Consider the following 12,159-nt stretch of genomic DNA (forward strand, 5'->3'; position numbering starts at 1 on the left):
CCAGCCGTTAGAGTACGATGATCTGCGAAAGTGAGCAGGATTAGTCTCTCTGATCTGTTAATTCATCTTACCGTATACATAAAATGCTTTTGTTTGAAGTATCGATCTAGCAGGTAGGCTATACTTCTTTGCTCTTTCCATATTTTTATCAGCTTCCAGAAAGACTATTCAGGAGCATATAAGGTGGACAGGTGGATGGACGGTGGTGATAAAATGCAGAAGAGGGAGGTTGAATGAATAAAACTATGGGTATTGAAAACAAAGAAAAAAGTATCTTATTATTAATGACCCCGGCTACCTATCGAGCGGGCGCTTTTTTGCAAGCCGCGCAACGCCTGCATCTTGAGGTCGTTGTTGGCCTGAACCTGCCGGAGGCGCTAGCAGATTACTGGCACGTCCCGTTAGGATTAGATTTTGCTGATACCACGAAATCGGTGCAGATGATTGTTGATTACGCGCATGAACATCCTTTTGCCGCTATTCTTTCGGTCGATGACAGCGCAACCGAGCTTGCCGCTTATGCTAATGCCGCTTTAGGGTTAGCCAATAATTCGCCGCAGGCCAGTGAAGCTGCCCGTGACAAGCTATTGATGCGTCAATTAATGTCATCCGGTGGAGCACCATGTCCCATCTTCCGTAGCTTCTGGCTCCATGACGATCCTGACTGGATTGCTACCCAGATCAGTTATCCCTGTGTGGTCAAACCGCGCCGCCTCTCTGGCAGTCGAGGAGTCATCCGTGCCAACGATCCAGCCGAGTTTATTGTCGCCTTTGAGCGTCTGAAGCGCCTGCTCCTGGCTGATGGAGCTTCTGAGCACGAGACATCCGTGCTTGTCGAAGACTTCATCCCTGGCTTTGAAGTAGCGCTGGAAGGCTTGTTGACTGCTGGTAAACTGCAGGTCCTCACTCTCTTCGACAAGCCTGATCCGCTGGATGGCCCCTTCTTTGAAGAAACCATCTATGTCACGCCATCGCGCCTCTCTGCTACGCTGCAACAGGCGATTGCTGATTGTGTTAGCCGTGCTGCATTATCGCTGGGACTGCGCACAGGCCCTGTCCACGCCGAATTGCGTGTCAACGAGCAGGGACCCTGGATGCTAGAGATTGCTGGCCGCTCGATTGGAGGACTCTGCTCAACCGTCCTCGAATTTGGTTCGGGCATGTGCCTTGAAGAACTGATCTTGCGCCACGCCATTGGGGAGGAAGTCTCTTCTGTCCAACGTGAGGAACAAGCTGCTGGCGTCATGATGATCCCTATCCCTGGTGCTGGAATTTTAAAGGGCGTCCACGGCATCGAAGCTGCCGAGGTAGTGCCATTGATCACAGGCGTTGAGATCAGTGCTCAGCTCAACAATAAGCTTGTTCCCTTGCCCGAAGGTAGTAGCTATCTTGGCTTTATCTTCGCTCGTGGAGCCAATCCACCAGACGTGGAGGCCGCCATTCGTCAGGCTCATAGCTGTCTACGCTTTGATATTCGCCGCGAGATCCCTCTTTTAAAAGTGAGCGTCAACCGCTAAAATCGCTCCTGATATACCTTAGTAGTAAAAAGCTGAATGGACCGCGCATGCCTCCCTCGCATATATGGTCCATCCGGCTCTGTTTGATGCTATATATCTTGATTTTACTGGTTGCCGCTCATTACGCCAGTGCCTGCGCATAGACCGCTGGATCGACATTGCCGCCGCTCACAATACAGCAGACACGTTTGCCGCGAAAGCGCTCAGGCCGCGTGAGGATTGTTCCTAGCGTCAGTGCGCCGGTAGGTTCTACCTTCAGGTTGTTATAGAGGAAGTAGTGGCGCAGGGCACTCAGTGTTTGCTCGTCTGGTACTTCAATAATATCCGCCAGTCCGCGCTGCAGGATCTCCCAGTTGATGTGTCCCAGACTGAGTGTGCGTGCGCCATCCGCAATGGTAGCTGGTTCCTGCTCGTTTGGGATCAATCTGCCCTGGCGCAACGAGCGGGCGGCATCATTTCCTGGCAAAGGCTCTGCGCCCACGACTTCTGTCGCGCTACCCAGATGATCACGTGCTACAACGATGCCTGAGCTTAAACCGCCACCGCCAACCGGTGCGATAATCGTATCAAATGGCCCGGCAGCCAGGATCTCCTGACCGAGCGTAGAATTGCCTGCTACCACGCGATAATCATCATATGCCTGCGCCCGAAAAGCGTCGGGATGATCTTCCAGTAGCTGACGCACCCGTGCATCGCGACCGATCTTGCGGACATCCACCAGATCGACCGTCCCACCATAGGCCTGGACCGCGTTGATCTTGACCTGTGCGGAAGTGCTTGGCATCACAACCGTACAGGATTTGCCCAGCAGGCTACTGGCATAGGCGATGGCCTGTCCAAAATTGCCTGAAGATGCAGTTATAATGTGGGTCTGAGGAATACTGGATAAGAGATTATAAGCGGCCCGAAACTTGAAACTTCCTGTATGCTGGAATGTTTCACTGGCAATGGTAATCTCACAGTCCAGATCAGCCGACAGACGAGGCGCAGATAAAAATAACGCTGGACGTATGGTTGCTGGCAACGTCTGCCATACCTGTGTGAGATAGGCTCCAGTCAACTCTGGAGCGGATTGAGCATAATCAGTAGTCAGCATAGATAAAAACTCCATATCTGTTCTGTAAAGATATACTCTGATTATAGCATGTCCTTATGGATAATTCTTTCTCCCTCTTTCTGCCGTAGCGACCACGCTTCATGGGCAATAGCGCTTAAATAGGAGGAATGATGATGGACAATGTAGGTACGTGGTCGCAACTGAGGTGTGCTTTCCTCATCATCGTACGATATGCTCGCCCATAGGCTCATCCGTACCCCAACAGCGGTGCCAGGGGACAAGAAGGAGAGCGTTGGAGCGAGATAGTGGTAGCGGTATTGCCTGTGAAAGGTGGTTGCCAGGTGGTTGGCAGCCTCTTCTCCATGTGGAGGCTTACGTTGTGTTTTTGGATGTGCTATACTGATTGAACGTCAGATTTTTGTGAGAAACGAGGAGGCTTACGTGGAGCAAAAGCAACACCGCCTGGGTTATGATGATTTTGCAGAGCAATTCGTTTCCGTCCTGTCTGATCATTGGTCAGACATCATCCGGATTATCGAGCGGCAATCTCCCCGAGTTTCGTCACTTTTACGCGTCGCCATACCGACGAATTTGAAGCGCATCAATGGCACCTGGCGTATCCAGATAGCCGTTCGGCGTATTTCACAACGCGATGGGCTACAATCCCCTCGTGACAATGAGATTGTTGCGCAGGCTATCCGCCTCTGGGCTCATTCGGAAGCACAATTTCGCCTACCTCGTATCACGATTGAATTCGTCATATAGTCATCCTGGCGTTTGTTTACTGCAAGCCCCGTCCGCCCATCAGTTTCAGTGTCAAACGCACGACATTGCATAAAAGATCATACGAATAACAGACGCCAGCCTTGTTCCTCTCAGATGCATAGTCGAGTGCCAACAGCATGTTTAACAAATTTTTACCCGCTGTTTACATTTTTTTGGTAGTTGGATGCCTCAATTGATGTTATACTGGATGTGTTATCGTAAGAAACTAGCTAGAAATAAGAAGAGTTCATAGTATGAAACGTGAAAATTCACAAAATTCGCATATGAATGGAAAAGGCCCTCAACCTGAAAAAACAGCCTCTGAGCGTTATCAGGCTCTTCGAAATAAAGGAAATGCTGTTACCGATGATGAGAGATTGCTCAGTCGCCCCACGCAACCGCTGGTCAGCCCTAAAGAACCTGTATCCACTGAGAGGATCGCAGAAGAAGCACATGCCTTTGAGCGCGCCTTAAATTTCGATTTTACCATGACCGATCCCTGGCGCGTCTTTCGTATTATAGGTGAATTTGTTAATGGCTTTGATGTTCTGGCACATATTCCGCCTTCAATCGCCATTTTCGGTTCTGCACGCACAAAAACAGATAATCCCTACTATGCTGCGGCGCAAGAGACGGCTCGTTTATTGGCTGAAGCTGGTTTTGGTATCATCACTGGCGGCGGACCAGGGGTTATGGAAGCGGCAAACAAGGGAGCACAGGAGGGCGGAAACCTCTCCATTGGCTGCAATATTGAATTGCCTTTTGAGCAAGCATCCAATCCTTACCTGGACATCTCGCTTGATTTCCGCTACTTCTTTGTGCGCAAAACCCTTTTCGTCAAGTATTCAAGTGCCTTCATCATTTTCCCGGGTGGCTTCGGCACTATGGACGAACTCTTTGAGGCACTCACGCTGATCCAGACGAAAAAGGTCAGCAACTTTCCAGTGATTCTCTATGGATCACAGTACTGGAATGGACTCATGGATTGGTTGCGTGGCACCATGTTAGAGGTCGAGAATATCTCGCCTACCGATCTTGATCTGTTACGCGTATCGGATGATCCACAAGAGATTTGCAAGTTGGTCTGTGACGCCTATCACAGAAATAATCAACTGGAAAAGATTGAGCCCAGGCGCGAAACTTCTATTCGTTGAGTCAGCGCCCGGCACAATTTACTCTATAACTGGATCGACTCCTGCACTGCTGGCAGGCGTGGGAGTTTGTTCAGTCCCAACGCTATCGGCATACCGTTTGAGTATCACGGTGCTCAGCGGTGGTAGCGTGAGGAGTATCGAATGCTGGCTGGATTGCCAGGGAACGGGCCCACTGGGCATATCGTTGTCATTGAGCAGACCGCTTCCTCCATAGCGTGTATGATCGCTATTGAGTACTTCGTGATACACGCCTGTCTGGGGGACACCCAGTCGATAGCCCTGGCGTGGGACCGGCGTGAAATTGCAGATGAAAACCAGGGTATCATCCGCATTGGGACTGCGGCGCTGAAACGAGATTACGCTATTATCCACATCATTGCAATCGATCCATGCGAAGCCTTCGGGCTCACAATCCAGTGCACTCAGCGCTGGTTCCGTTTGATAGAGGTAGTTAAGATCGCAAACAAAGGTATGCAATTGCCGATGGTGAGGATCGCTGGGTGCATCCAGGAGATGCCAGTCGAGGCTCTCTTTATAATTCCACTCACCCCATTGTCCAAACTCCCCGCCCATAAAGAGTAACTTCTTGCCTGGATGTCCCCACATATAGCCATAGAAGGCGCGTAAATTCGCGAACTTCTGCCAGAGATCGCCCGGCATCTTGCGAATCATTGATCCCTTCAGATGGACGACCTCATCATGTGAAAGCGGTAGAACATAATTCTCTGAAAATGCATACATTAAAGAGAACGTAATATTGTTCTGATGGACGCGTCGATAGATGGGATCAAATTCCATATATTCGAGCATATCATGCATCCAGCCCATATTCCACTTATGGGTAAAGCCGAGGCCACCGATATAGGTCGGACGAGTCACCAGCGGCCAGGCGCTTGATTCCTCAGCAATCGTGATCGTGCCCGGTATTTCAGCATAGACCGCTTCATTCAACTGGCGCAGGAAGGCCACTGCCTCCAGGTGTTCGCGCCCACCAAATTCATTAGTCACCTGTTCTCCCGGCTCACGGAGATAATCCAGATACAGCATTGAGGCCACCGCATCGACACGCAAGCCATCGATATGATACTCACGCAGCCAGAAGAGGGCGCTTGCTATCAGAAAATTACGCACCTCGCTCCGCCCATAATCAAACACATATGTGCCCCACTGCTTATGCTCACCTTTGCGCGGATCGGCATATTCATAGAGATGAGTACCATCGAAGTAACTGAGCGCGTGACCATCCTTCGGGAAATGTGACGGCACCCAATCCAGCAGCACACCGATCCCTTGCTGATGCAGATAGTCCACGAAATACTGAAAATCCTCTGGCGAGCCAAAGCGGCTGGTAGGAGCATAATAGCCTGTCACCTGATAACCCCACGAGCCATCAAAAGGAAACTCTGTAATTGGCAAAAGCTCAACATGGGTAAAGCCAAGTTCTTTCACGTAAGAAGCCAGCAGGGGAGCCAGTTCGCGATAGGTCATAAAGCGATCTTCCTCGACCGCACCATGCTGATGACGTTCTGGAACATGACGCCAGGAACCGAGGTGGACCTCGTAAATTGATAGCGGAGCATTCAACTCCTGGCGTGCTGGACGCCGGGCAATCCACTCCTGGTCCTGCCAGCTATGCTGCTGAATATCGGCCACAATACTGGCATTATGGGGGCGCAGTTCGCAGGCAAAGGCATAGGGATCGATCTTATCGGCGGCATAATTGTGATGGCGGGAATAGATCGCGTATTTATAGAGTGCGCCGAGAGGTAGGTGGGGGATAAAGCATTCCCAGACGCCCAACTCCTGATGGCGGATGTGCATAGGATGGGTGGCGCGACTCCACTGATTGAAATCTCCGATTACCGAGATCATACGTGCCCCTGGTGCCCAGACCGCGAAATTCACGCCTGCGACGCCATTCACGACGCGGGGATGCGCGCCCATCTTTTCATAGAGACGATAATGCTTCCCCTGACCAAACAGGTAGAGATCGAAATCGCTCAAAAGAGACGGAACCTCTTCTAACGGCGCCTGCGAGGCGTGATTCGTTGCCTTTCCAGGTTGTTGTGGCCGGTGTGGTATTGACATAAAAGTATCCTCGTTCCCTGGTTATAAGGTACATGCATCTTTAGCATAGCACACATCACAAAACAAGCGTTTTTCCATCCCACTCATCCTCCTATGATAGCAGTCCGCAGGTTTTGCGTAGACCGGGGTGGGATCAGATCAATCAAGTACTTCCTGCAAGGCGGGAAGCGCCTCAGGTATCTCCAGTGCGATCCAGAAATTCGCCGTATTCACCATCACGATTAGCATGATACCCACGCCAACCAATGATATCATTATCATATATTTGGGCTGTAAGATGCCAGCAATCCGTTTACTCAACAAGGAAGCGCTCATTGCGCCAACCCCTTGAGCCGTCATTATCCAGCCCAGAGTCGCCGCATTGCCGTGGAGAACCTGTTGTATCACAATAATAGCTGTATTGCAATATTTGCAAGTTTTTTTCATTCTTCGGGCTGTGAGGATTCCGTGAAATGTGCTCAAATGAGACCGAATACCGTTGCGTTTCGTGTACTTATCTGAGGGCAAGCTTAACACTGATTGCTTCTGCCTGAAGATAGGCCGGGGCGAACATGAAATAGAGATGAAGAAAGGATGGGGATGATTATGGCTATTGACGTTGAGAAGATGAAACAGCGTTTGGAGACCTTGCGCACTGAGTTGGAGGATAGCCTGAAGCAATTGCCCATAGCGCAGCCCTTCCCCGATAATGCTAACGCCGAGGACGATACTGTAGGAGATACTGAGGACCTGGCCGTCGATTCTCAGGAGATGCAGCAAGAGCAATCCATCAAACAGGATCAGGAGTATCAGCTCTCTGAGGTGAAGGCCGCTTTACAGCGCATCCAGGACGGCACGTATGGACGTTGTGTGGTGGATGGAGCAGAAATTCCAGTTAAACGTTTAGAGGCCATTCCCTGGGCCTCCCGCTGCATCAAAGACGAAGAGGCGTGGGAGCAGGAGCAGCTTCGCAATGCTCCCTCATTGCCCCAGGACAATCAGGGCACCCGCTTCTCTTGATCGTGTTTGATTCCCATCACCATCGGGATTGTGTGGCTCACCTGCTGGCAGGCGCACCTGCGCCCTTTTTAGTGTGTGGTGCAGAAAAGGTGTATAGCACCTTTTCTGCACCACACACTAAAACTCTTTTGAGCACCATTGGTGCTCAAACCAATTTTTAGTATGTATTGTAGAAAAAGTTCGGAGAACTTTTTCTACAATACATACTAAAAAGGGCGCAGGCGCGCAGGCGCCTGCCAGTTTGTTTGAAAACAGAGGCGCGGTCTACACATTGGATTGAAGAACAGTGTTTAGAGCAGATAGGGATAAATTTATTATGAAAAATGTGCTATAAGCCATAAATGTCTTGACGTGTACCTCTCTCTCCTCTACAATGGATACTTATCAATGCGCAAATGTTGGATGAGCTAGTGAGCGGGAGATCTGAAGGTATGGGGTATGATATGCAACCATCGTTTTTGCGACGACGGGTGCTGGTGGCGGTAGCTCCAGATGATAGACAGGCGATTGAACTGATCAAAGCGCTGCGGATGCAGGGATTGACGGTCCTGGTTGCCTCGACGGTTGTATTGGCCGCCCAGGCGGATGAAGTAGCGGTCTGTGTGGTGGTGTTGCATCCAGAAACGTGGCGCTCTACGCTTCCCATTATCGTTGCCATGCGTTGCAATCCACGCTATATGATTCCGGTGCTGGAAGAACCTATGATGCTGCCGCGAGCTGCCTGGGCTACTGAACCCTTTGCTTTGTCGGAGTTCCCAGCTGAAACTGCCAGAGCACTGGCCCAGATGATCCGTCATCATTTTCAGACGGTGGCGGAGCGAGAGCCAGTCGTGGTAGCGCCTCGCGTAGCGATCAGTCCCTGGCTGCGCGAGCCTGAACCATTTGAACCATCCATCATCCACAAACCCCGACGAATGGTGTTACCACCACAACTTGCGCAACTCCTGCGGCTAGGCTGGCCGCTGACTGTGATGCTCTGCCTCAGCTTTCTCTCCTACTATTTCTTTCAATTATCATCGATGACCAATACTGAAGCAGTCACGCGCACTGTCAGGACCACTCCTACCTGGCGCGATCATGTCTATACGGCTGCTGTGCCAGGGGCCAGTTGTGATAACGCAGGAGTTGATTGGGAAGTGCCTGACCACTATAAAGGGCAGGTCTCTCCGAGCGTGAAGCCAGGTACAATAGACAATCAGCAACCAGTTGCAACACCTACCTCACAGGTTATTGTGGATACTTCGACCGTCGTGACCTGTCAGCAGAGCGGCGCATTATTGACACATATGAATCATTACGCTGCTTTTGCGACAATGATCTTTGCCAGCAAGGGGCTAGCATTACCTCAGCACTTCAAGGCGCAGATTACAGGCAGTATCGTCAATACCAGCCCTGGAGCTATCTTTGCGCTGGGTGTACGCGATCAAAGCAACTCGGATCTGAGTTCGCGTGATAGTGGTTATGGTAATGACACGCTGCAGGTAGGTATTGATGGGAGCTGGGAAATCGTTCGCTATAATAACAGCAGCCAAGCAGTTGATCTCCGCTTTGCGCGTGGTTTTGTCAGGGCGGCGCGTAGTTATATCCTGGCTGCCGAAACCAATGGCGACATCATGAGCTTTTCGATTAACAACCAAACGATCGCTACGATCACAGATCCCACCTATGCGGACAGCTATGGGGTCAGCTTTGGTCTGAGTGATCCCGCTGCGGTCCATGCTCCCAGTGCGCTCTTCTCACAGTTCGTGTATCAACCATTGGCGGAAACGGCACAGGTGCAATCCCAGATACGGACCACTATCACTCCACACTCGCTGCAGCCAGTTCCCACAATCTATACAGCGGTTGCACCCGGTTTTGGCTGTGATCCCGGCAAAGGACAATGGCAGCCAACCAGTGTTGCTCTAGATCATGCCATCACGCACTGCCCTGCCACCGGTCTGACCGTCACATCGCCCGGCAACAGTGCAGCTGGCCTGAATATTCGCCTGGATGAGCGTAGCTCAGGTGTAACCTATTCCAATTTCATCTTTACTCCGCTGCCTGGCCTCTATGCTCAGTGAAGCTGACTGACTGACTGACTGTAATCATAAGAATACTGGTGCGTGTGTACGGGAGGTGTGCTATAATACGGGATGCCATAGCTGACTGATGAATTGTCAAGGAAAGAAGGAAAAGGAATCGTGCCTCTCAAACGTGCGCGTCTTTATGATGTTCTGGCGTTGTGTCTTGCGATCATTGCCATCGCCTGCGACCAATGGACCAAATCACAGATCGTCCATACCATGACTGTCGGAAGTGAAACTCCATTTCCTATTTTCGGACAGTATCTTGTACTCAACTATATCCGCAACTCTGGCGCGGCTTTTAGTATGCTCTCAGGCGGTACTGGCTCGATAGTGCTGGCAGTCTTAATCTCACTTGCCATCATTGTTATCTGCGCCATCTATGCGCGCATGTGGAATACCGGCTCACTGGTCTATAAGCTGACGTTTGGGTTGATCCTGGGCGGAGCCTTTGGGAATCTGATTGATCGTGTGGTACACAGTGGCTATGTCGTCGATTTTGTTTCTTTTCGCATTCCCGAAATTAATTATTATTTTGCGGTCTTTAATGTCGCTGATGCCTGTATTTCCGTAGGAGTGATCCTGCTCTTCTTGATGGTCCTGTTTGGCGGTTTGCGTCAGCAGCATGTAGAGAAGGAACAGGTTGAGACCAACGACGAGCAGCATGCATCGCATACGACCTCTACGCTCGACACAAACAAGGCCACCACGACGGAGTATCATGGATAATCAAGCACCCACGACCCCGGTTGAAACATGGACCATTCAGGACGAACAGGTAGGCACACGTCTGGATCGTTTTCTGGCATCCCAGGTTGAAAATCTTTCACGGAGCGCGATCCAGCAATTGATTGCCGATGGATCGGTTGAAATTAATCAGAAGCCAGCCACCAAGCCTGGCTATGCGTTACGCTTAAACGATCAAGTGCGCATCCTCAATTTTATACCCTCTTCGGCGGCCAAGGATATTGTGCCGCAGGATTTACCGCTGGATGTCGTGTATGAAGATGCAGATCTCGTTGTGTTAAATAAAGCGTCGGGCATGGTGGTGCATCCTGCCCCAGGCCATTATGATGATACCCTGGTCAATGCGTTGTTGGCGCGCTACCCCGAGTTGCGAGACCACAAAGAAGACGTGCGTCCAGGCATTGTACATCGTCTGGATCGTGACACATCTGGTCTGCTTATCGTCGCCAAAAACCTGCAAACTCAGGTAGCATTGATCGAGCAGATGAAGGATCATCGTATTGAGAAGCGCTATCTGGCACTGGTCGAAGGCATTGTCTCGCTGGATCGTGGTACGATTGAAGCTCCAGTTGGACGCGATCCCCGCAATCGTCAACAGATGACAATTACCTCGGTGGACAGTCGTGACGCTACCACGCATTTCAAAGTCAAAGAGCGCTTTAATCATCATACCCTGCTCCTCTTGCAGCTAGAAACTGGACGCACCCATCAGATTCGTGTCCATCTCAAAGCTATCGGACATCCTGTGGTCGGTGATCCTATCTATGGCACGGGCCGTATCAGGTTTGGTATTACGCTGCAACGTCAATTCCTGCATGCCTATCAGTTGCGCTTTATTCATCCTCATAGTGGTGAGGTGATCGAACTTGAAGCACCTTTGCCTCCTGATCTACAAAGCGTGATGGACGATCCAAAGCATTTATAAACAAGTAAGCGCTTATCCATCCGAACAAATAAACTGTAAGCCTCTTCCACGAGGCTTATTTTTTTACTTTGATACTTATTCTCCAAATTTGTCAGATCAAGGCGAATATCGTTTATGTAGTTGCCTGGAACCAGGATAGGCTGCGGATTCATAAAAATAATCTCGTATTGCTCACGTTTTATGAGTATAAATGAAAGAGTTTGTATGATCTTTTATCGAACGGAAAGTCGAAATATCGCTATATAGACGTGGTGTCGAGCTTGACTGTCGATTGTTTTTAGGGTACTACTATCTTGACGGCGGTTTCCGATCCGCCAGTTGTATACAGGTTGATGTAGACCTTTTACTGAAAGGATAGGGTTACCCTCATGGGAACGTATAGCAAGATTCGATGCGCCGGTGCTGCGAAGCTTCAGGAAAACGCTGTTGTTCTGATGGCAGAACTATCGGAAGACGACCTCACGGTCGTTATGGGTGGTTATGGTGGCTATGGTGGTGTCGTTGATGCTGATCCGCGCACCAACCCACATACTAAGCCAAATACTAAGCCACCTCGTCGTAACCGCCGTAACCGCCGTAATGATCGCCGTCGCTAAGCTGTTAATCAGGAGTTTCGAACTGGTATAGGAAGCATACCTTGCATTTTGTTACTTGCCATATCGGAATCAGTCTCTGTCTCGTCGCCTGAATTGCGCGAGAGGGACTGATTTTTTTGTTTAGGCATGGTTCAAAACCACGTGACACTTTTGAACAATCAGGCAGCGAGAGCAGAATAACCCAAAGCTGCCAACCAATCTCCCTCGGGAACATTTGAATCCGTCCGTTGTAAAGGGGAAAGTCC

The 12,159-nt window shown here is 50.3% G+C and carries 11 protein-coding genes; 8 read left to right on the forward strand and 3 right to left on the reverse strand.

What is annotated here, in order from left to right:
* Nucleotides 1-233: 233 nt before the first annotated feature.
* Nucleotides 234-1,517, forward strand: coding sequence for an ATP-grasp domain-containing protein (locus F1593_RS21760; RefSeq protein ID WP_149403669.1), 1,284 nt, complete (start codon nt 234-236; stop codon nt 1,515-1,517).
* Between the two features lie 121 nt (nt 1,518-1,638).
* Here F1593_RS21760 and F1593_RS21765 read toward each other — a convergent pair whose 3' ends face one another.
* Complete coding sequence (locus F1593_RS21765) at nt 1,639-2,613, reverse strand: threonine ammonia-lyase (protein ID WP_172632334.1); 975 nt, start codon at nt 2,611-2,613, stop codon at nt 1,639-1,641.
* Between the two features lie 402 nt (nt 2,614-3,015).
* On the opposite strand from F1593_RS21765, the gene F1593_RS21770 reads away from it, so the two are divergent.
* Both F1593_RS21770 and F1593_RS21775 read left to right on the forward strand, forming a co-directional pair.
* Nucleotides 3,016-3,339 carry a hypothetical protein gene (locus F1593_RS21770; RefSeq protein WP_149403671.1) on the forward strand — a complete coding sequence of 108 codons (324 nt, stop codon included), beginning with the start codon at nt 3,016-3,018 and terminating at the stop codon, nt 3,337-3,339.
* 254 nt (nt 3,340-3,593) lie between these two features.
* The gene (locus F1593_RS21775; RefSeq protein ID WP_149403672.1) at nt 3,594-4,493 is read left to right on the forward strand and encodes an LOG family protein; all 900 of its coding nucleotides are present in this window, start codon (nt 3,594-3,596) and stop codon (nt 4,491-4,493) included.
* Between the two features lie 18 nt (nt 4,494-4,511).
* Here the strand turns inward: F1593_RS21775 and glgB are convergent, their stop codons facing one another.
* Together glgB and F1593_RS21785 are read right to left on the reverse strand one after the other, a co-directional pair.
* Nucleotides 4,512-6,581 (reverse strand): 1,4-alpha-glucan branching protein GlgB, encoded by a 2,070-nt coding sequence (gene glgB, locus F1593_RS21780; RefSeq protein ID WP_149403673.1) that lies wholly within the window; start codon nt 6,579-6,581, stop codon nt 4,512-4,514.
* A 138-nt stretch (nt 6,582-6,719) separates the two neighbouring features.
* A complete protein-coding gene (locus F1593_RS21785) occupies nt 6,720-6,968 on the reverse strand; it encodes an MFS transporter (protein ID WP_216368956.1) in 249 nt (82 codons plus the stop codon).
* A gap of 198 nt (nt 6,969-7,166) precedes the next feature.
* Here F1593_RS21785 and F1593_RS21790 point away from each other — a divergent pair, with 198 nt between their 5' ends.
* The 5 genes from F1593_RS21790 to F1593_RS28530 all read left to right on the forward strand — a co-directional run bounded on the left by F1593_RS21790 (nt 7,167) and on the right by F1593_RS28530 (nt 11,914).
* Nucleotides 7,167-7,580: a TraR/DksA family transcriptional regulator gene (locus F1593_RS21790; RefSeq protein ID WP_172632335.1), complete on the forward strand. Its 414-nt coding sequence runs from the start codon at nt 7,167-7,169 to the stop codon at nt 7,578-7,580.
* Between the two features lie 443 nt (nt 7,581-8,023).
* Nucleotides 8,024-9,643: a hypothetical protein gene (locus tag F1593_RS21795; protein WP_149403676.1), complete on the forward strand. Its 1,620-nt coding sequence runs from the start codon at nt 8,024-8,026 to the stop codon at nt 9,641-9,643.
* Nucleotides 9,644-9,763: 120 nt separating this feature from the next.
* The gene (gene lspA, locus F1593_RS21800; RefSeq protein ID WP_172632336.1) at nt 9,764-10,375 is read left to right on the forward strand and encodes a signal peptidase II; all 612 of its coding nucleotides are present in this window, start codon (nt 9,764-9,766) and stop codon (nt 10,373-10,375) included.
* Nucleotides 10,368-11,318 carry an RluA family pseudouridine synthase gene (locus F1593_RS21805; RefSeq protein ID WP_149403678.1) on the forward strand — a complete coding sequence of 317 codons (951 nt, stop codon included), beginning with the start codon at nt 10,368-10,370 and terminating at the stop codon, nt 11,316-11,318. The genes lspA and F1593_RS21805 overlap by 8 nt, the downstream gene beginning before the upstream one ends.
* Nucleotides 11,319-11,752: 434 nt before the next feature.
* Entirely contained in the window at nt 11,753-11,914 is a 162-nt protein-coding gene (locus F1593_RS28530) for a hypothetical protein (protein ID WP_172632337.1), read from the forward strand.
* The last annotated feature ends 245 nt before the right edge of the window (nt 11,915-12,159 follow it).

The sequence above is a fragment of the Dictyobacter arantiisoli genome, from assembly GCF_008326305.1.
In the GTDB taxonomy this organism is placed as follows: domain Bacteria; phylum Chloroflexota; class Ktedonobacteria; order Ktedonobacterales; family Ktedonobacteraceae; genus Dictyobacter; species Dictyobacter arantiisoli.